16 protein-coding genes and 1 pseudogene are annotated in these 20,010 nt (G+C 63.8%); 12 read left to right on the forward strand and 5 right to left on the reverse strand.

From position 1 onward, the window contains the following. Positions 1–287: pseudogene (locus QZY03_RS11350) on the reverse strand (ISNCY family transposase); the annotation flags it as partial. Positions 288–784: 497 nt separating this feature from the next. On the opposite strand from QZY03_RS11350, the gene QZY03_RS11355 reads away from it, so the two are divergent. The 3 genes from QZY03_RS11355 (at position 785) to QZY03_RS11365 (ending at position 2,257) form a co-directional block, all read left to right on the forward strand. After that, positions 785–1,117, forward strand: a complete 333-nt coding sequence (locus tag QZY03_RS11355; protein ID WP_295581059.1) for a type II toxin-antitoxin system PemK/MazF family toxin — start codon at positions 785–787, stop codon at positions 1,115–1,117. 134 nt (positions 1,118–1,251) lie between these two features. Then, positions 1,252–1,551 carry a N(2)-fixation sustaining protein CowN gene (cowN, locus tag QZY03_RS11360; protein WP_295581061.1) on the forward strand — a complete coding sequence of 100 codons (300 nt, stop codon included), beginning with the start codon at positions 1,252–1,254 and terminating at the stop codon, positions 1,549–1,551. A 268-nt stretch (positions 1,552–1,819) separates the two neighbouring features. Further along, positions 1,820–2,257 carry a DUF2721 domain-containing protein gene (locus QZY03_RS11365; protein WP_295581063.1) on the forward strand — a complete coding sequence of 146 codons (438 nt, stop codon included), beginning with the start codon at positions 1,820–1,822 and terminating at the stop codon, positions 2,255–2,257. Positions 2,258–2,966: 709 nt separating this feature from the next. On the opposite strand, the gene QZY03_RS11370 is transcribed toward QZY03_RS11365, so the two are convergent. Further along, positions 2,967–3,506 carry a glutathione peroxidase gene (locus QZY03_RS11370; protein ID WP_295581065.1) on the reverse strand — a complete coding sequence of 180 codons (540 nt, stop codon included), beginning with the start codon at positions 3,504–3,506 and terminating at the stop codon, positions 2,967–2,969. Positions 3,507–3,830: 324 nt separating this feature from the next. Here QZY03_RS11370 and QZY03_RS11375 point away from each other — a divergent pair, with 324 nt between their 5' ends. The 8 genes from QZY03_RS11375 to QZY03_RS11410 all read left to right on the forward strand — a co-directional run bounded on the left by QZY03_RS11375 (position 3,831) and on the right by QZY03_RS11410 (position 11,341). Then, positions 3,831–4,574, forward strand: coding sequence for a ferredoxin--NADP reductase (locus tag QZY03_RS11375; RefSeq protein WP_295581067.1), 744 nt, complete (start codon positions 3,831–3,833; stop codon positions 4,572–4,574). 26 nt (positions 4,575–4,600) lie between these two features. After that, positions 4,601–5,926 (forward strand): NAD(P)/FAD-dependent oxidoreductase, encoded by a 1,326-nt coding sequence (locus QZY03_RS11380; RefSeq protein WP_295581069.1) that lies wholly within the window; start codon positions 4,601–4,603, stop codon positions 5,924–5,926. A 121-nt stretch (positions 5,927–6,047) separates the two neighbouring features. After that, on the forward strand, positions 6,048–6,629 hold the full coding sequence (gene rsxA, locus QZY03_RS11385) for an electron transport complex subunit RsxA (RefSeq protein WP_295581071.1): 582 nt from the start codon (positions 6,048–6,050) through the stop codon (positions 6,627–6,629). A gap of 10 nt (positions 6,630–6,639) precedes the next feature. Beyond that, the gene (rsxB, locus tag QZY03_RS11390; RefSeq protein WP_295581073.1) at positions 6,640–7,176 is read left to right on the forward strand and encodes an electron transport complex subunit RsxB; all 537 of its coding nucleotides are present in this window, start codon (positions 6,640–6,642) and stop codon (positions 7,174–7,176) included. A 4-nt stretch (positions 7,177–7,180) separates the two neighbouring features. Continuing rightward, positions 7,181–8,800, forward strand: a complete 1,620-nt coding sequence (rsxC, locus tag QZY03_RS11395) for an electron transport complex subunit RsxC (RefSeq protein ID WP_295581074.1) — start codon at positions 7,181–7,183, stop codon at positions 8,798–8,800. Between the two features lie 89 nt (positions 8,801–8,889). Next, complete coding sequence (gene rsxD, locus QZY03_RS11400; RefSeq protein WP_295581076.1) at positions 8,890–9,930, forward strand: electron transport complex subunit RsxD; 1,041 nt, start codon at positions 8,890–8,892, stop codon at positions 9,928–9,930. A 44-nt stretch (positions 9,931–9,974) separates the two neighbouring features. Continuing rightward, complete coding sequence (rsxG, locus tag QZY03_RS11405; RefSeq protein WP_295581089.1) at positions 9,975–10,619, forward strand: electron transport complex subunit RsxG; 645 nt, start codon at positions 9,975–9,977, stop codon at positions 10,617–10,619. Further along, positions 10,619–11,341 carry an electron transport complex subunit E gene (locus QZY03_RS11410; protein WP_295581078.1) on the forward strand — a complete coding sequence of 241 codons (723 nt, stop codon included), beginning with the start codon at positions 10,619–10,621 and terminating at the stop codon, positions 11,339–11,341. Before rsxG ends, QZY03_RS11410 begins: the two co-directional genes overlap by 1 nt. Before the next feature lie 8 nt (positions 11,342–11,349). Here QZY03_RS11410 and QZY03_RS11415 read toward each other — a convergent pair whose 3' ends face one another. Beyond that, positions 11,350–11,622, reverse strand: coding sequence for a hypothetical protein (locus tag QZY03_RS11415; protein WP_295581080.1), 273 nt, complete (start codon positions 11,620–11,622; stop codon positions 11,350–11,352). A 580-nt stretch (positions 11,623–12,202) separates the two neighbouring features. Here QZY03_RS11415 and QZY03_RS11420 point away from each other — a divergent pair. Next, the gene (locus tag QZY03_RS11420; RefSeq protein WP_295581082.1) at positions 12,203–18,196 is read left to right on the forward strand and encodes a calcium-binding protein; all 5,994 of its coding nucleotides are present in this window, start codon (positions 12,203–12,205) and stop codon (positions 18,194–18,196) included. Positions 18,197–18,346: 150 nt separating this feature from the next. Here the strand turns inward: QZY03_RS11420 and QZY03_RS11425 are convergent, their stop codons facing one another. After that, positions 18,347–19,246: a DMT family transporter gene (locus tag QZY03_RS11425; protein ID WP_295581085.1), complete on the reverse strand. Its 900-nt coding sequence runs from the start codon at positions 19,244–19,246 to the stop codon at positions 18,347–18,349. A gap of 286 nt (positions 19,247–19,532) precedes the next feature. Beyond that, positions 19,533–19,718 carry a hypothetical protein gene (locus QZY03_RS11430; RefSeq protein WP_295581087.1) on the reverse strand — a complete coding sequence of 62 codons (186 nt, stop codon included), beginning with the start codon at positions 19,716–19,718 and terminating at the stop codon, positions 19,533–19,535. Between the last annotated feature and the right edge of the window lie 292 nt (positions 19,719–20,010).

Below are 20,010 nucleotides of genomic sequence, written 5' to 3' on the forward strand. Positions count from 1 at the left end.
ACGCGGTCATAATCGATGTTGAGCCCGAGACGCACCGTGCCCAGGACCAAGATCTTCCACTGCTCCATGCCGGGACGCCCGGTATGCGCATCGGCCTTCCCATGAAGCCCCTCGGGGATGACTTCCTCCAAAATGGCAAACACCCGCTCCCGCACCGCGGCCGTGGTGTAGATGTATTGCAGGCCCCGCAGTCACTGCGGAATGTCGTCCCGCGATTTGGGGTCCAGCACGATGGCGGCAATGTCCACCTCACCGAGCTGCAACTGGGGATTGATGACCTGGCGCATGGGGGGTATCGAATGACGAAGTTTAACGGGTTCTTATTCGGTTTGGGGCCGAATGCCCCTGGGAAACCGGCTGCGTGTACATCTTGGCTTTTGCAAATCAGTGGGTTACGAATTTCACTCGCGCCCCATTGGGAGCGCGCTGCACCAGCTTCGATCTTGGGATCAGATTATAACAGATTGTGCAGCTTGATGTTTTGCGGTTTACTTTCAGGCACTACTTAGATATAATTCATGCTCCGTGAAGCGATACCAAAGCTGACGACGACACTGCGTAAGGTGGGCGGTTCGGTCATGTTGACTGTGCTCCCCGCCATCTTGGACCTGCTGCACCTGCGGGCCGGCGAGACCGTTGATGGGGGCCGACTGGTGATCGAGTCGAGCCCGACACCGCACTACAGTCTGGACGAACTGTTGGGCCAATGCGACGCATCGGCTGAGGTCAGCGACGAGGATCGCGTCTGGCTCGACGACCGCCCGGTCGGTCGTGAGCTGCTGGAGTGGAGCGCGGCGCTATCTGGCTTGTGTCGCTCGACCCGAGCGCGGGGCACGAGCAGCAGGGTACGCGTCCGGTCTTGGTGGCCTCTCCGACCGCCTTCAATCGGCTGACCAAAACCACGGTGGTGGTGCCGATCACCAGCGGCGGCAACTTCGCCCGCAGCAAGGGATTCGCGGTGTCACTCGTAGGCGCCGGGACGAGCACCACGGGTGTGATTCGCTGCGATCAGCCGCACACCCTCGACCTGCGCGCACGCAATGCCTACAGGCTGGAAACCGTACCGGCTTCTATCATGGACGAAGTGCTGGCACGGTTGGCTCCGCTCTTCAACTAAAGCTGTTTCAGCTTCCTGGGGGCCAGCGTTTGATGTCACACTTCGACCTAACCACGCGCCCCTAAGCGGTGTCGGCACGGCAGCCGCACGGCAATGTGACGACCCGCCAACCCCAATGCCCCCAACTGACCACGATGCCTGAATCGACCGACAGCCCCACCCTTGACCGTTACGTCAGCTTCCTCGGCCTGGATTGCGACGCCAAAGCGCGGCAATTTGTCGACATTTTGCGTACCGCGATGGCCAAAGACGGACGGCAAGAACCGTTCTGGGATTATTTCGCCGCCAAACTGGACGGTACTCAGGGGCCGACCCATCATGATGCGCTTTACCATATCCACTGCCACCTCAACGATCTGCGCGACCTGTTGGAGCGCTGGGACGAGGCCGACCTGGCCGCCATGCTCGAATCACTCGAGATCGAATGCTGTTAGCAGGCCGTTCCGTTTAATCTCGTCGATCGGCACTGGCTGAGCCTTTCCATCCCTGGCCCTGGATTCCGGCATCCTGCCGGAATGACGGGGGTGGTCTTGCGCGACTCAAGGTATGGCCTTCCTACCTGATATCCGGACAGACCCGTGGTGTGGTGGCGGGTTTGAAACCCGCCCCTACATCCGGTTATCACGCCCGATGGCTATATAACGCGGCACGCGTCGGTTCAGCCGACGGCGCCGTTCCATGACTTACCGATTCACAGACCCCATGCCGACAGAACCAACGATTTCAGCCATTGCCCACGTCATTCAGCTCTCGGTCGCGCCGGTCTTCCTGCTCTCGGGGATCGCGGCGATCCTCGGGGTCATGGCGGCCCGCCTGGCGCGCGTGGTCGATCGCGCCCGCGCGATCGAAGAAGAGGTAATGGCCAAGCCGCTCCCCCCGGGTCCGCTCCATGAAGAATTGGCGGCCTTGTCGCGGCGGGCGCAAATCATCAGTCTGGCCATCGGACTGTGCACCACCACCGCCCTGCTGATCTCGGCGGTGATCGCGGTGCTATTTCTCAGTGCCATGTTTTCTTTCGAAAGCTCAGCGGTTGTCGCGAGCCTGTTTGTCGCGGCCATGTTGACCTTGATTGCCGCGCTGATCCTGTTATTGCGGGAGATTCTGTTCGCGACTGCCGGTTTGCGCTTTGGGCCGCGTTAGCGCGGCGACGCCGCCACAGCAGGAACAGGCCCGACGCCAAGAGCCCGAGCGTGTCCGGCGCCGGGATGGCCTTGATCTCTCCCGGCGATCCGGTGCCCGCGTCCTCGGCGTGCAGCAAACGCAGGGCCGCGGCGCCGTCTGCAAAGCCCTGAACCCAGGTCACCTCGTCGACACCGGCCGCCAAGGCAAAAATGCCGACGAGGCGGTATTGGCCGACCAGTGGGCCGCTGATCCGGTCACGCTCGAACAGGCACTCCAGGCCACCCAGCCGGGTGCCCGGACTCTCCGCCTTCACCGAGTCGTTAAGTAATGCGGCTGCCGGACGAGTCGCCAATGCCGGTAAGCTGCCGAAGGCATTGAAGTCCGCGCCGCGGAAGTCACCGAAGCGATCGGTCCTGGCGCCAAGATGCAGGGATCCGCCCAGGGGCTCAGGCGCGCGGTCCGCGCTGCCGTCACCCAGGTTCGGGTCGGTCACCGGAACGGCCATCGCACTGTCGACGGACAAAGCGCGGCCCTCCGGGTCGTGGAAGTAGTCCAGGTCCTCGCCGACGAAAGTAAAATCGGCCAAGGTCCGCTCCGTCGTCAGGAGGCCGGCCGCGAGCGGCATGGCGCACAACAACAGGCTGCACGCGAGCCAGACAGAGCGCGCTTGCGTCCTGCCAAAGCGCTGACCAGGCATGCGATCACCGGCCATGAGAGCGCGGCGACCTCAGAGCAGTTTTTCGATCGCCTTCTCGATCTTCCCGCCGTCCGGTGCGGTGAAACTCACGTAGTGATCGACCAGATTCCCTTGGCGATCGATCAAATACTTGTAGAAGTTCCACTTGGGGTAAGGGGCGCCGGCCGCGGCGAGTCGCTCGAACAGGGGTGTCGCGCTGCCCTTGGTGACGCTGACTTTCTCGAACATCGGGAACTCGACCGCGTAGGTCAGGCGGCAGAATTTCTGAATTTCCTCCTCGCTCCCCGGCTCCTGACTCATAAAATCGTTGGACGGGAAGCCCAGCACGACGAATCCCTGATCCTTGTATTTGCGGTAAAGTGCTTCGAGCCCCTCGTACTGGGAGGTGAAGCCGCATTTGCTGGCGGTGTTGACGACCAGGATCACCTGGCCGCGGTAGGCCTCACACAGGTTCACCTGCTCATCCCCCGCCAGCCGACGCAAGGTGACGTCCAGCAAGGGTGGACAGGATGTGGGGTCGGCACCGGCGCTGACCGCGGCGAGACCAAGGGCGAACAAAGCTGTTTTCACGTCAAGTCTCCAATAATATAGCCTTCGTCCGATATCCAGACAGACCCTTAGGGATAGGGGCGGATTTGAAACCCGCCCCTACGTCCGGTAATCACGTCCGACGGCTATGAAAGGCCAAAAAGCGGTCAGCTCGCAGGCTGGACGGCTGGGAGATAGTGTGCCCCTGGGGGAATGCAACCAGTCCCGACCCGACCAGAACCGAGGCAGCCGGTGATTTGAATGCAGCGACCTGAGGACCAATGTCCTGGGAAGCGAGGCGGATCGGATCGGCGCGCCCCGCGACTTCTTAATCATCAGCAACTCCCCGATGTAAACGGAACGAAAATGAGCGAATGGGTCAAAGGCACGGTCGTCGGCAAACACCTGTGGACCGACGGGCTTTACAGTATACAGATCGACGCCCCGATGGCGGATTTCATGGCAGGTCAGTACACGAAAATCGCCCTGGATATCGGCACCGATCGCGTGGGACGGCCCTACTCGCTGGTCAACGCACCCCAGGATCGCCCCCTGGAAATCCTTTTCAACGAGGTGCCGGAGGGGCCGCTCACCCCGCGCCTGTCGGAACTGAAGATCGGCGATCCGGTGTGGGTCGCGGCCCAGGCCGGGGGCATCTTTACCCTGGAGTCGGTGCCGCCCGCCGACACCCTGTGGCTGCTCGCCACCGGGACGGCGATCGGGGTTTACCTGTCGATCCTGCGCACGGCGGCCCCCTGGGAGCACTTCAAACGCGTCATCCTGGTCCATGGCGTGCGCGCTGCAGCCGATCTGGTCTACAGTGAGACCCTGACGTCGATCGCGGCCCAGCACGGGCGGCAATTCAGCCTGATCCAGGCGATCAGCCGGGAAACGCAGCCGCAGACCCTGCACGGGCGCATCACCGACCTCCTGACCAGCGGCGTGCTGGAAGCGCAGGCGGCCGCCCGGATCGATCCGGAGTCCAGCCACGTGATGCTGTGCGGCAACTCCGCGATGATCAAGGATGCCAAGCAGATCCTGGAGGCGCGCGGTCTGATTCGCCACCGCCGCCATGCCCCAGGCCATTATTCCGCCGAGCAATATCACTAAGCGCAAGCGCAGGGCGTGACCGGGCCATGAATGCGGATGTCATCGTCATCGGCGCCGGCTTGGCCGGCCTGGCCTGCGCGTCGACGCTGCGGGACAACGGGCTCGAACCCCTGGTGCTGGAGGCGTCCGACGGCATCGGCGGGCGCATTCGGACCGACCAGCGTCAGGGCTTCCTGCTCGACCGCGGGTTTCAGGTGCTGCAGACCTGGTATCCGGATGCGCGGCGCCTACTCGATTACGACCGGCTCGACCTGCGACCCTTTTATCCGGGCGCGCTGGTGCGCGTCGGCGGGCGCCTGCGGCGGGTCAGCGATGTCTGGCGGCGCCCGCTGCGGCTGCCGGAGATGCTGGTCTCACCGGTCGGCACCCTGGCGGATAAGCTACGGCTGCTGCGACTGCGGCACCGCTGCCTGCGCGGGGATCTGGAAGCACTCTATAACCGTCCGGAAACCGAGGCCTGCGCCTATCTGCGCACCCTGGGCTTTTCCGCACGGATCATCGATCGCTTCTTCAAGCCGTTCTTCAGCGGGGTGTTCTTCGACCCGGAGCTGGCGGTCTCGTCGCGCGCCTTCGAATTCGTCTTCCGCGCCTTCGCCCTGGGAGACACCTCACTGCCGGCCCGCGGCATGGGCGAGATTCCGGCGCAACTCGCAGCTGCGCTGACCCGTGCCAAAGTCCGTACCGGGTGCCGCGTCGAGAGCATCACCGAACGGGCAGTCACACTCGCCTCCGGCGAGCGCCTGCGCGCCCGCGCCCTGGTGATCGCCACCAGCGGACCCGCCGCCGCGCGCCTGCTCGATCAGTCCGGCAGCCCCCCGGCGACCACCGCGGGCCGCGGGACCACCTGTGTCTATTTCGCAGCCGCGCGAGCGCCCATCGAAGGACCTTACCTGGTCCTCAACGGCGAGGGCCACGGACACGTCAACAGCCTGCTGTGCCCGAGCAACCTGTCCGGCCATTACGCCCCCGCGGGTCAAACGCTGGTGAGCGTCAATTGCCACGGGGCAGAACACAACCCGGACACACTGGAGACCATCCTGCGCCGCGAACTCGCCAGCTGGTTCGGTGATCAGGTGCGGGGCTGGGAGCGGCTTGCCGTGTACCGGATACCCCAGGCCCTGCCGTTGCAGACGCCGCCGGTCCCCTATCCGGGGGGCGCCGGGCAACGGGTCGCCGACTGGCTCTGGGTGTGCGGTGAGTACCGCAGCGCCCCCTCGATCCAATGGGCGCTGCACTCCGGCCGCCGGGCGGGGGCTGATGTCGCACGGTCGCTGCTTGGGCGAGTGGCCGCGCAAAGCACCGCTGGGCTGCGACTACCGGCCAGCAGCGGGAGCGTAGTCCAAAAACCTTGAGTTTGCACAGTTGTCGCGGATGAGTCGGCTCGCGTATGCTCCCGATGTTAGACAGTCCGGGCCTGCGGCTCGGGGTCGCGCGCTACACAAGCAACACAATCAGCAGTCCAGCAGACGCCGCATGACTGAGTACGCCCTGATCCTGATCAGCACGGTGCTGGTCAACAACTTCGTGCTGGTCAAGTTTCTCGGCCTGTGTCCCTTCATGGGCGTCTCCAAGCGGTTCGAGACGGCACTCGGCATGGGCCTGGCAACCACCTTCGTCATGACCCTGTCGGCGGTCTGCACCTGGATGGTGGAATCCTATGTGCTGCTACCCTTGGGGATCGAATACCTGCGCACCATCGCCTATATACTGGTGATCGCGGCGGTCGTGCAGTTCACCGAGACCGTCATGCACCGCCAGAGCCCGGTCCTCTATCAGGTGCTGGGCATCTTTCTGCCGTTGATCACAACCAACTGCGCCGTGCTCGGCGTCGCGATCCTCAATACGCAGCAAGAACACACGCTGGTGGAGTCCGCCGTTTACGGGTTCGGCGCGGCCGTCGGTTTCTCGCTGGTATTGATCCTGTTCGCCGGTATTCGTGAGCGCGTGACCGTGGCTGACGTACCCCGACCCTTCCAGGGCAGCGCCGTCGCCATGATCACGGCCGGTCTGATGTCGCTCGCCTTCATGGGCTTCGCCGGACTGGTCTCGCGGTAAGGCGAGTGCCGTGCTGACCGCCATCCTCGCCATGACCACGCTGGCCGCCGTGTTGGGTCTGCTGCTGGGCTATTCGGCCATCCGGTTTCGGGTCGAGGGTGACCCCATCGCCGACCAAGTCGATGCGTTGCTCGCCCAGTCGCAATGCGGGCAGTGCGGTTATCCGGGCTGCCGCCCTTACGCGGAGGCCGTGGCCAAGGGCGACGCCGCCATCAACAAGTGCATTCCCGGCGGGGAGGCGACCGCGCGTGCACTGGCCGATCTGCTCGGCCGCGAACCCGAGCCCCTGGAGGCCGAGGCACAGACACCCAAGGTCGCCCTGATCGACGATCAAGCGTGCATCGGCTGCACGCTGTGCGTCCAATCCTGCCCCGTGGATGCCATCGTCGGAGCGCCCAAGCAATTGCACGGGGTCCTCACCGCCGAGTGCACCGCCTGCGGACTCTGCCTGTCGCCCTGCCCGGTCGCCTGCATCCGCATGGTCCCGGTGGGTAGCGATATTGCCCATTGGCGTTGGCCGGCGCCGACCGAGCGCCTGGCAGCTTAGTCGGATGCGTGCCTCCAACCCGGAATCCGAGCACGGGCAATTGCGGCTCTGGACCTTTCATGGCGGACTCCACCTGCCGGATGAGAAGGCCCTGTCCAGCGACCGACCGATTGAACCGCTGCGCCTGCCGCCGCTGCTCGTCATTCCGCTGCGCCAGCACATCGGCGCGCCGGCCCGGCCCGGTGTGCGGGTTGGCGACCAGGTGGGCAAAGGCCAGGTGATCGGCACGGCGGACGGCTATGTCAGCGCCGCCGTGCATGCCTCCAGTTCCGGCACGGTGATCGCCATCGAGGAGCGACTGATCCCGCATCCATCGGGACTACCCGCACCCTGCGTGGTGATCGCCACCGACGGACAAGACGCCTGGGCGCCGCTCCCCGCGCCGCTGACCGATTATCCGCACCTGGACCCGGCGCTGCTGCGCGAGCGGGTGCACTGGGCGGGGGTGGTGGGTCTCGGCGGCGGCGCCTTCCCGACCAGCGTCAAGCTCAGATCCGAGCGGCGTATCGAAACCCTGATCATCAACGGCGTCGAGTGCGAACCCTACATCACCTGCGATGACCGGCTGATGCGCGAGCGGTCCGTCCAGGTCCTGGAGGGCGCGCGGATCATCCGTACGCTGCTGGGGGCCGAGCGGGTGCTGATCGGCATCGAGGACAACAAGCCCGCGGCCATCGCCGCCCTGTCCGCGGTCCTGGCCCAAACCGGCCCCGACCCACACATCCGGATCGTACCGGTGCCGACCCGCTACCCGAGCGGTGGTGAACGCCAGTTGATCCGCATCCTCACCGGACGGGAGGTTCCGACCCGCGGCCTCCCCGCCCAAATCGGGGTCGCCTGCCAGAACGTGGCCACGACGGCCGCGGTGGCCGATGCGGTTCTTTTGGGTCAGCCGCTGATCGCGCGGGTGGTCACCGTCACCGGACGGGCGGTGGCCCGACCGGGCAACTTGGCGGTCCCCGTCGGTACACCACTCGCTCATCTGGTCGCGCACTGTGGCGGCTTTCGTGAGACGCCGCGGCGGCTGCTGTGTGGCGGTCCCATGATGGGGTTCGCGCTCAGCCATCTGGAAATCCCGATCACCAAGGCGTTCAACTGCCTGCTTGCCCTGACCGCGGCCGAGGCCCCGGACCCCGGCCCGGCTTTGGCCTGCATCCGGTGCGGACGCTGCGCCGAGGTGTGCCCGGTGCGGCTGCTGCCTCAGCAACTCTATTGGCACGCCCGCGCCAAGGCGTTCGACCGGGCCCAGGGCTACAACCTGTTCGATTGCATCGAATGCGGCTGCTGCGCCCAGGTCTGTCCCAGCCATATCCCGCTGGTCCAGTATTATCGGTTCGCCAAGAACGCGATCTGGGCGCATGAGGAGGAACGTCGCAAGGCTGATCAGGCCCGCGCCCGCCATCAGGCCCGGCAGGCCCGCCTGGAGCGACTGGAGCAGGAGCGCGAGTCCAAACTGCGCAAGAAGCGGGAGATGCTGGACGAAACGACCGCCGCGGCGGTTCCCGGTCGCGCCGGCGACGGCGACCTGGACGCGCGACGCGCCCTGATCGAGGCCGCCAAACAACGTGCCGCGGCCAAGAAGGCGGCGGCCCAACCCCGAACTGAGCCCCTTGACCAGATCTGACCGCGCGCTCGCCGGTTGGCACTCGCTATCGACCAATGGATCAGAACAATGACCCCAGATAACGCAAACAGCCGCCGGCTGCTTCCACGATGACCGCCGCTGTCCTCTCATCGCCGCACGGCCCGCGCGCCAATCGGGTCGATCAGGTGATGCTCCAGGTGCTGCTGGCGCTGATCCCCGGCGTGCTGGTCATGACCTGGTTTTTCGGCTGGGGCCTGCTGATCAATTGCGTGCTCGCGATCTTGTTCGCGACGGCCGCCGAGGCCCTGGTGCTGCGGCTGCGCCGCCGCCCCGTGTTGCCGACGCTGGGGGACTATAGCGCGGTGGTGACGGCGGTCTTGTTCGCCTGCGCCATTCCGCCAACGCTGCCCTGGTGGCTGACTCTGCTCGGGATGGGCTTCGCCATCATGCTGGTCAAGCAACTCTATGGCGGTCTGGGTTACAACCCCTTCAACCCGGCAATGGCAGCCTATGTCTTCCTGCTCATCGCCTACCCGGTGGAGATGACCAACTGGCTTGCGCCTCACCTGTTGACGCAGCATCCGTTGTCTTTGACAGAGTCGTGGCGCCTGATCCTGTTCGGCGCGCTGCCGCCGGACCTTTCCTGGGACGCCCTGTCGGCCGCCACCCCGCTGGAGGCACTGCGCGCCGAACTGCGCGCGCATCAGGTAATGGAGGCGATCCGCGGCGCGCCCTGGTGGGGCAGCCTGGGCGGGCGCGGCTGGGAATGGGTGAGCAGCGCCTTTCTGGCCGGCGGGCTTTATCTCCTGTGGCGGCGGGTCATCACCTGGCGGATTCCGGTCGCCATGCTCGGCTCCCTGCTGATGCTGGCCGGGCTGTTCCGGCTGATCGACCCCCAGCAGTATCCGGACCCGGCCTTTCATCTATGGAGCGGCGCCGCCATGCTGGGCGCTTTCTTCATCGCCACCGACCCGGTGACCGCGAGCACCACCCCGCGCGGCCAGTTGATCTTCGGGGCCATGATCGGTGTCCTGGTCTTCGTGATCCGCACCTGGGGCGGGTATCCGGATGCCGTCGCCTTCTCGGTGCTGCTGCTCAACATTGCCGCCCCCACCATCGACCACTACACCCAACCCCGCGTCTTCGGCCACGGCAATCAATCGCGGTAACGAGCAAAGACGAATCCAGCCGCGAATAATCGCTGTTCCAAATGATGAATCCAAAGCCCATTTTACTCGCCGCTCTGGTTCTCGCCGGGTTCGCGGTCGCCGGCGTCAGCCTGGTGGCGGTCACCAAGGCCGCCATGGCGGATCGCATCGCCGCCAATCAACGGCAGGCAATGCAGCGCAAGCTGGCGGCAATTGTCCCGAGCGGCGGTGACAATGACCCACTGGCGGACCACATCGAGGTGAGCGACCCTGACCGGCTGGGGATCGCACGGACCCGGATCTATCGGGTGCGCCGCGGCGACCAGCCAGTGGCGCTGATCCTGGATCCGGTGGTCCAGAACGGCTATGCCGGCCCCATCCATCTGCTGATCTCGGTGCTGCCGGACGGCCGTGTGGGCGGGGTCAGGGTTCTGTCACACCGCGAGACTCCGGGCCTGGGAGACAAGATCGACGAGGCCAAATCGGATTGGATTTACCGCTTCAACGGCAAGTCGCTGGATCAACCGACACTGGATCAGTGGGCCGTCAAGCGCGACGGCGGCACCTTCGACCAGTTCACCGGGGCGACCATCACCCCGCGGGCGATTGTCACGGCGGTGAAAAACGCACTACTCTATGTGCGATCCCAAGGTGCACGGCTTTACGGCGAACCGCCGGTCGCCCGGCACCACGCGCCGGAGGCATCCTGATGGCAACACCGCCGACCTACAGCCGGATCATTACCGATGGACTGTGGACCAACAATCAGTCCCTGGTCGCCCTGCTCGGACTCTGTTCCCTGCTCGCCACCACCACGTCCGCGACCAGCGGGCTGGGCATGGGAATCGCGACCACCTTCGTCTTGACCGCCTCTAATGTCAGCATCTCGCTGATCCGCCCGCTCGTGCGCCCGGAGGTGCGGATCCCGGTCTATGTCGTCGTAATCGCGTCGTTCGTGACCATGGTCGAGCTGACGATGCAGGCCTGGTTCTTCGATCTCTATCAGATCCTGGGGCTGTTTATCTCGCTGATCGTGGTCAATTGCATCATCATCGCCCGCGCCGAGGCCTTCGCCTCCAAGAACCGCGTGGACCGCGCCTTCCTGGATGGCATCGCCATGGGACTCGGTTCAACCCTGGTCCTGGTGACCCTGGGGGGCCTGCGCGAACTGATCGGACAGGGCACGCTCTTTTCCCAGTCGCACCTGCTGCTCGGGGACTGGGCTAAGGGCTTGAGCTTCAGCCTGGGCGACGGCTACCACGGGGCACTCATCGCCATCCTGCCGCCCGGGGGCTTCATTGGGCTGGGACTGCTGATCGCTCTGAAAAATGTCCTCGGCCAGTACCTCAAGGAACGTACGGCCCGTATTGCTGAGGGCCGCGACGCTCCGGACGCGACGCTTGAGCCAGTCGTGTCGCTGCAGCACCGCTAAGTAACGAGTCAAAAACAAGTTAAACAGATCATACAGTCGTTGTCGCTGTCGCTGTCGTAATCGAGGCACGACGCGCGCGGCTGGAGCAGCCGCTTCGCAGACTTGCAGACGGCGGCGGCGACGCGCTCCTCCAACATGAACAGCATCGCCATCATGACCAACGCCATGTGGTGATGCCAAGCCCGCCAGCCGTGCGCCTGGTAATAATCGAGTCCGGCGTGGCTCTTGCCGTCTTGGAACGTCCGTTCGACCCAGAAGCGCTGCCCCTGCATCTGCGCCAACCGCAACACCGGAGTATCTCTACCACCAACCGCGCACCCTGCACCGATCCGTCACGTAGGCGACCCCATCGATCAGCGATGCTGCCCAGGATTTTGCTTGAAGCGTGATGTCGCTTCCAACAATGGACGACGGGGACGGTTTGCGCCCTGCCGACACCCTCATGCACTTGTATTCGGGAAAACCGCAAGCTACTCTTAGGGCTAACGCTTGACTCCAGAGCCGAGACCGAAGGCCCATGCAGCCTGAGTTTTTCCGCTTCCAATGGCCGGTGAAGCACGGATGACCTCCCCTCATTTTCTGGTTGGCGCCACTTCCGCAGTCCGCGGGCACTCCCCCGCCGCCGTGCCACCGGTCGACTTCATTTGCACCGATGATGTTCCCAACGCCGCGCTGTCAGCGGCTGGAGCCTCATCATCCGCTCTCCTTCCCCGATCATTCCCTCCCCGAATGCCACGTTGGATCCGCACGCGACAGGGCGCAGCGACCTGTTCAGTCGGCATGTGACTTGGCAGCCTCTGTCGGGCTGCCGCAAGACCCAGGCTGCGCCTGGCGCACAGAAATCACTTAGAGGATGGAACTATGACAACTCATAACTTCAGCACACTGGCGGATGGCCAGACGCTCAGCTTCAATCCTATTACCGATCAATTAGTCTTTGACATACCTCCAGGCTCGACCACGTTCCGCTACCTGGCGAACGAACTGATCATTTACCAGGCCGGCCCCAACCTTATCCTCGGGTATCCAAGCCTGCCGGCCAGCGGCGCGGGACGCCCAGCGCTACCGGCCAAGAAGATCACCCTGATCGGCATGACGCTGGAGCAGGTCACGGGCAGAAATGACCCAATCAACATTCGCTTTTCCAGCGGAGGCATGCTGATCGTCGGCGATGACACTGCCAATACCGGCAATGACGATTTGACCAACGGCCTGGTTGGCACCGACTTGAACGATATGCTTCTGGGGCTGGGCGGCGATGATGCGTTAGGCGGACGCCTGGGTAACGACTGGCTGGACGGTGGTAAAGGCAACGACACACTGTATGGGGACAACGGCGCTGATCAATTGTATGGTGGCAGCGGAGATGATTATCTCGACGGTGGCCTCGACGCGGACATCATGATGGGCGGTGATGGCAACGATACCTATGAAGTCGCTCAGGCTAGTGACATCGTAGCCGAGGTCAACCCCACCATCACCGGAGGAATCGATACCGTCAAGACGGTTATCAGCTATACTCTCACAGCCAATGTCGAGAACCTGATCCTCGTCGACCGACCATTACCTTCACCGAGTTCCACAATCAACGACATCGATGGCACCGGCAACACGCTGGACAACACCATCATCGGCAACTCGGGGTTCAATACGCTGGACGGCGGGACCGGCGCCGATGTCATGATCGGCGGCAGCGGCGATGACGTTTATGTGGTGGACAACGTCGGCGATGTCGTCATCGAGCGAGACAACAACAACTTCACCGGCAACGACGGCACTGGGTACATCCTCATCGATTGGGTCGATACGGTCCAGACGACCATCAGCTACACCTTGCCCGACTTTGTTGAGCACCTTCAGCTCATGGGCGGAGCGGATCTGAATGGCACCGGTAACGCCCTGGACAACATTATCTACGCCAATACCGGGGACAATGTCATCGACGGCGGCGGGAACAGTGCCCTCTCTGTCGTCGGCCAGAATCCGGATGAGTATGCGACGCTCGCCGGGGATACGGTCTCTTACCAGTTCGGGGCGATGGCGGGCGTGACCGTGACCCTGGGTCTGGACACCGCCCAGAACACCTTCGGTTCCGGGGTCGATACCTTGATCCGCATCGAGAATGTGATCGGTAGCCCCTACGACGACGTCCTGACCGGCGACGCCCGGGCGAATGTGCTCGGCGGGGGGAGCGGCTGGCGGACATTTGTGGCCAATAGCGGTGCCGATCTATTGATCGGCGGCGATGGCAACGATAGCTATATCGTGGATGGCAGCGATACGGTCGTCGAGACCAACGCCGCTCTCAACCAGATCGATACGGTATACTCCTGGGTCGATTACCGGCTACCCTCAAACATTGAAAACCTGAGGCTCTTACCGCTGACCGGGGTTTATCCTCTTCCGGCCAGTCCGCCCACTGTCGGGATTGGTAACACGCTCAACAATGTCATTATCGGCAATGCGGGGGCTAACCGGCTCGACGGTGGAGTCGGCGCCGACACGCTCTACGGGGGTAATGGCAATGATACCTATATCGTCGATAACCCCGGAGACCGAGTCTATGAGACCCTGACTTCTTACCCCATTAGCATCCCCGCGGGAGGCATTGATACCGTACGGTCGAGCATCAACTACACTCTAGGTGCGGATATTGAGAACCTGCAGCTCATGGGTTCCGCCGACCTTGACGGTACCGGCAATATGCTCGCCAATACCCTGTGGGCCAACCGTGGCGACAATGCGCTCGACGGTGGCGCCGGGCTCGATACGGTCTCTTACGAGTTTGGCGCCAGGTCCGGCGTCACCATCGATCTCCACCTGAGTGTGGCCCAGGCGACCGGTGGCTCGGGTTTCGACACCCTGCTCAATATCGAAAACCTCACCGGCAGCAGCTACGACGACTTCATCACCGGAAATCATGCCAGCGCCAACACCCTGGATGGCGGATTGGGCTTAGACACAATCTCGTATGCCTCGGCAGCAGCCAAGGTCATCGTGAATCTGGGGGGGCTGGGGGTCGTAGGCACCGCCACGGGTGGCGGGGGCAGCGATACCTTGCGCAATTTCGAGAACGTTATCGGCAGTGCATTCGACGATAGCCTGGTCGGTACCACCGGCAATAACATCCTGGACGGTGGGGCCGGGATCGATACCGTGTCCTACGATCTCGCCTATCCCGCCAGCTTCGGCGCCGGGGTCACTGTCGAACTGACGCGGACCTCGCGCCAGAACACCGGCGGCTCGGGTTTCGACACGTTGCTCGGTATCGAGAACCTGACCGGGACCAAGTTCGACGACGACGTGACCGGGACGGCCGGGGCCAACGTGCTCATTGGCCTGACCGGCGCCGATACCCTGCGGGGCGGCGGGGGCGATGACTGGATGGAGGGCGGCGCGGGTGATGATGTGCTGGAGGGCGGTGTCGGTACCGACACCCTGTCCTATCGGTCGGCCACTGCCGCCGTGGCAGTCGGCGTGGGGGTCGGGGTGACCGTCAGTCTAGGCGTGACGACGGCTCAAGGGACGGTAGCGGCCGGGACCGACACCATCAGCGGCTTTGAGAACCTGATCGGAAGCGCCTTTAACGACACGCTCACGGGCACTTCGGGCAACAATCTGCTGGAGGGTGGCGCGGGCAACGACCTCTTGGACGGGGGTGCCGGGATCGACACCCTCTCCTACCAGTCGACCACCGGTGCCGTGACGGTCGACCTCGGCCTGCCGACCCAACAGACCACCGTTGGGGCCGGGGTCGACACCATCAGCCACTTTGAGAATCTGATCGGCGGCAGTTCCAACGACAAACTGACGGGGAGTTCAGGCGGCAATGTGATTGAGGGCGGCGCAGGAAACGACACCCTTGATGGTGGCGCCGGGGTCGACACCCTGTCTTACCAGTCTGCCGTTGGTGGCGTGACCCTCAATCTCGGCTTGACGACGGCTCAGGTGACCGGCGGGGCCGGGACCGACACGATCCTCAATCAGAGCTTCGAGAACCTGCTCGGGAGTGCCTTCAACGACAGCCTGAGTGGCGACATGAACGACAACATCCTGGATGGGGGTGGCGGCATCGATACCCTTTCATACCAGTGGGCCAGCGTCGGCGTCGTCGTCGATCTCAGCCGGACCACGGCCCAGGTCACCGGCGCCGGAACCGACACGATCAGGAATTTCGAGAACCTGCACGGGGGTACCTTTGACGACCGACTGACCGGCAACTCAGGCGAGAACCTGATCGACGGTGGTGCTGGCAACGACACATTAAACGGGGGTGCCGGGACCGATACCCTCTCCTATCAGTCCGCCGCAGGCAGCGTAACCGTCAGCCTCGGCCTGACGACGGCCCAGGCGACCGGCGGGGCCGGGACCGACGCGATCAGCAACTTCGAGAACCTGATCGGGAGCGGGTACAACGATATCCTGACCGGCGGCACGGGGGACAACCTGCTGGAAGGCGGCGCGGGCAATGACACCCTGAACGGGGGCAACGGGGTCGACACCCTCTCATACCAGCTCGCTGGTGCTGGAGTGACCGTCAGCCTCGGCCTGATTACGCCACAAGTCACCGGCGGGGCCGGAACCGACACCGTCTCGAACTTCGAGAACCTGCGCGGGGGCAACGCCAACGACCGGTTGACCGGCAACTCGGGTAACAATGTGCTGGAGGGTGGTGCAGGCAATGATACCCTGGACGGCGGGGCCGGTACCGACACCCTCTCATACCAGTCCGCCACGCTGGGTGTGACCGTCGATCTCGGCCTGACCACGGCCCAGGTCACCGGCGGTGCCGGGACCGACACGATCAGCAATTTCGAGAACCTGATCGGGAGTGCCTTCAATGACACCCTCAGCGGCAACTCAGGGAACAACGTCCTGAACGGTGGCGCCGGGGCCGATACCCTCTCCTACCAATTGGCCGGCGGGGGTGTCACCGTCGATCTCGGCCGGACGACAGCCCAGGCCACTGGGGGGGCCGGGACTGACACCATTGCAAACTTCGAGAACTTGATCGGGAGCGATGGCAACGACTCCTTGAGCGGAAACGCGGGCAACAATGTCCTGGACGGTGGCGTCGGAATCGACACCCTCTCCTACCAGCTCGCTGGCGCTGGCGTGACGGTCGATCTCAGCCTGACCTCGGCCCAGGCGACCGGCGGGGCCGGGACCGACACCATCCGTAACTTCGAGAACCTCCTCGGGACTGGCTTCAACGACACCCTCAGCGGTGACAGGGGTGCCAATCTTCTGAACGGCGGTGCCGGGACCGACACCCTTTCCTACCGGTCGGCCAATGGCGGTGTCACCATCAATCTTGGCCTGAAGGCGGCCCAGAGCACCGGCGGCGGAGGGGTCGACACCATCCTGGATTTTGAGAATCTGCTCGGGAGCGGCTTCCGCGACCAGTTGACCGGCAACTCGGGAAACAATGTGATCGACGGCGGTGCCGACAACGACACCTTGAACGGCGGCACCGGAACCGACACCCTCTCCTATCAGTCCGCCGAAAGCGGTGTAACCGTCAGCCTCGGCCTGACGACGGCCCAGGCGACCGGCGGGGCCGGGACCGACAGGATCAGCAACTTCGAGAACCTGCTGGGGAGCAGATTCAACGATACCTTGAGTGGTCATGGAGGTAACAATGTGCTGGATGGGGGTGCCGGGATCGACACCCTCTCTTACCAGTCCGCCAGCGGCGGCGTCACCCTCAACCTCGGTCTGACGTCGGCCCAGGTCACCGGCGGGGCGGGTACCGACACCATCAAGGGCTTCGAGAATCTGCTCGGGGGCCGTTTCAACGACCGGCTGACCGGCAGCACCGGCAACAATGTGATCGATGGTGGCGCGGGCAACGACACCTTGAACGGAGGCACCGGGACTGACACCCTGTCCTACCAGTCCGCCAGCGGTGGCGTAACCCTCAATCTTGGCCTGACGACGGCCCAAGTCACCGGCGGTGCCGGGACCGATAGCGTCCTAAGTTTTGAGAACCTGCTCGGGAGCAACGGCAACGACCGGCTGACCGGCAGCAGCGGCACCAATGCCATCGACGGTGGCGCGGGCAACGATACCTTGAACGGGGGGGCTGGGACCGACACCCTCTCCTACCAGTCCGCTGGCGGCGGCGTGACCATCAATCTCGGTCTCAAAGCAGCACAGGTGACCGGCGGTGCAGGGACCGACACGCTCCTCAATTTCGAGAACCTGCTCGGGAGCAATTTCAATGACCGGCTGACCGGCAGCGCGGGCAACAATGTGATCGACGGTGGTGCGGGTTACGATGAATTGAACGGTGGTGAGGGCACGGATACCGTGTCTTACCAGTCCGCCGTCAGCGCTGTGACGGTCAACCTTGGTATCACAACGCCCCAGCCGACTGGCGGTGCGGGGACCGACACGCTCGTCAACTTCGAGAACCTGCTCGGGAGCAGTTTCGATGATACCCTGGCGGGAAACACGGGCAACAACACAATCACCGGTGGCCTGGGTGCGGATACACTCACCGGCGGGGCTGGCGTGGATACGCTCACCGGCGGGAGCGGCGCCGACGCCTTCAAGTTCGTGACGGTTGGCGACGGCGGTGACAACCTGACGGACTTCGCCGTCGGCAGCGACGAGATCCAGGTCGTTAGCGCCAACTTCGAGGGACTGACCGCGGGTACTCTCACGGCAGATCGCTTTAAGCTCTTCGGTCAGGCGCTGACCAGTGCCAACCCCGTGTTCATCTACAACGGCAGCACCGGGGCGCTCTCCTTCGACAGCAACGGCAACGGTGTCGGCGGGCTGTCCCTGCTCGCGACCCTGACCCGCCCCAAAGCCCTGACGGCCGGCGACATCCAGGTCGTCGCCGCCTGAACCGCCGGCACCGGGCGGTCTCGGGATAGCGGCAAGGCCAGTCAGGACGGTTTCGTCCTGACCGGCCTTTTGGAGCGCAAATTAAGCTCGCATTTTATTCAAATTATACATATCTTTCATGACTTTAAATTTAACGAAGTAGAACTAAACCTATTGCGTCAAGGCCAGGACCCCGAGCAGCATGATCAGCGCACCGAGCAACTTCGGCGCCAGATGCCCCTCGTTGAAGAACCAGCGCCCGAGGAAGACCGAGAACACTCCGGCGGTGCGCTTCACCGCCATGGCATAGGACGCCAGCGTCAGACCAAGCGCGATCTGGTCGGCGATCCGCATCAGCGCGAATAGGACCCCGAGCAGAAGCAGCGGACGCAGTTGCCGACGCGCCTCCGGGGTGATCAGCCGGGTATGGAAACGGTGATCCCGCAGGGTGAACAACACCCAGAGGATCAGCGGATTGATCACCGCCACCATCACCGAAAAGGACAGCGGATCGCTCAACTGGATGCCGATCCGGCCGAACACGCTGGCTGCCGCGAAGCAGGCCGCGGCCACCATCGCCAGGACGCTGCCGGGCTCCAGCCACAGCCGCTTGAACGGCAGATACCAGCGCGGCTCATGCTCACCCAAGCTCAGGACATAACCCCCCGCTACCAGCATGGCCACGCCGAGCAGCCCGATTCGCCCAGGTAGATCGCCGGTCAGGAACCATTCGATGACGATGGCAAAACCCGGTGTCAGGGTCATCACCGGCCCGACCAGCGAGACCTCGGTGCGGTGCAGGGCCGCGTTGAGCGCCCAGCCGCCCAACCCGGAAAGAACCCCGCCCGCCGCCACCGCGAGCAGATAGTCAGAGTTCTCGTAAGGGAAATCGTGATACCAGATCACCAACGGCAAGGTCACAACAAGACTCGCCAGGTTGACGTAGAAGGTCAGCGCCTCGGTTGAAAAACTGAGACTGAGATGCTTGGTGACCGCCAGCCGCGAGGCATGGAAGAACGCCGAGGCCAAGGCGAACAAGACCCAAAGGTGAGCGAAAGGAGACAGATCCATGGCGCGGACGTACAGGTCTCGGTGACGCGGCGACTGGTTGCGGGTTCGGACACGGCGCCCGGTCCGCGGACAAGTCGGTCAGTCTGACGCGTCGACCAGGATCACTCAACCTGAATAACCGGAGTCCAGGACATCAGATCTGGAAGGGCGTCGCCAAGCGAACGCACTCCAGCAGCGCCTCGGACAGTCGGCTGCCCTGCCAACCTGGTCAGTGTTCGCGCAACCAATGGAAGAAGCCGTGCTTGCCTCCCGCAGAAAGCCCCGCTCGGCCGCCACCGCCCAACAGTCATGTCGCACGTGCGCCCTGCAGCCGCACCGCCCGGTGCGCCTCGGACAAGTGAGGCATGAGCAATTCCTTGGTGAGTCGCTCGGTCTCGGTGACCGGGTTATTCCCATCGGGCCGCCACAGCGTAATAGATTCCTGCAACGACGACAACGGCTCCACCAGCAGGGTGCCACGCGACCATTCCACCCGGTAGCATTGGCCCACCTGTTCATACAGATCAGGCTTCTGCCAGGCTTCGATGAGCGCAGGATCGAGACCTTCCAGCCGCTCCTCGGGGGTGAGCGCGCGCCGGTGATCGAGCAGTCTTCAGGTGTTTGGGATCGCGCAGGACGTCTTTACCTCGACTTTGGCCATTTCAGGCCGTCGAGGCCAGTTGATCCAGCAAGCGTTCCCAGTCCCGCTGGGAAATAACGAGGGCGTCCGGGTCTGCGGTTGAGTTGACGAAATTCGCCGCCGCCCAACTGGTGCGGCGCACCAG

The sequence above is a fragment of the uncultured Lamprocystis sp. genome (genome assembly GCF_903933125.1).
Classification (GTDB): domain Bacteria; phylum Pseudomonadota; class Gammaproteobacteria; order Chromatiales; family Chromatiaceae; genus Thiodictyon.

Excerpts from the sequence above, each read along its gene's own strand:
- rsxA (WP_295581071.1), top strand. The coding sequence starts at position 6,048 with ATGACTGAGTACGCCCTGATCCTGATCAGCACGGTGCTGGTCAACAAC.
- QZY03_RS11380 (WP_295581069.1), top strand. The coding sequence starts at position 4,601 with ATGAATGCGGATGTCATCGTCATCGGCGCCGGCTTGGCCGGCCTGGCC.
- QZY03_RS11420 (WP_295581082.1), top strand. The coding sequence starts at position 12,203 with ATGACAACTCATAACTTCAGCACACTGGCGGATGGCCAGACGCTCAGC.
- cowN (WP_295581061.1), top strand. The coding sequence starts at position 1,252 with ATGCCTGAATCGACCGACAGCCCCACCCTTGACCGTTACGTCAGCTTC.
- QZY03_RS11375 (WP_295581067.1), top strand. The coding sequence starts at position 3,831 with ATGAGCGAATGGGTCAAAGGCACGGTCGTCGGCAAACACCTGTGGACC.
- QZY03_RS11365 (WP_295581063.1), top strand. The coding sequence starts at position 1,820 with ATGCCGACAGAACCAACGATTTCAGCCATTGCCCACGTCATTCAGCTC.
- rsxC (WP_295581074.1), top strand. The coding sequence starts at position 7,181 with ATGCGTGCCTCCAACCCGGAATCCGAGCACGGGCAATTGCGGCTCTGG.
- rsxD (WP_295581076.1), top strand. The coding sequence starts at position 8,890 with ATGACCGCCGCTGTCCTCTCATCGCCGCACGGCCCGCGCGCCAATCGG.
- QZY03_RS11425 (WP_295581085.1), bottom strand. The coding sequence starts at position 19,246 with ATGGATCTGTCTCCTTTCGCTCACCTTTGGGTCTTGTTCGCCTTGGCC.
- rsxG (WP_295581089.1), top strand. The coding sequence starts at position 9,975 with ATGAATCCAAAGCCCATTTTACTCGCCGCTCTGGTTCTCGCCGGGTTC.
- QZY03_RS11410 (WP_295581078.1), top strand. The coding sequence starts at position 10,619 with ATGGCAACACCGCCGACCTACAGCCGGATCATTACCGATGGACTGTGG.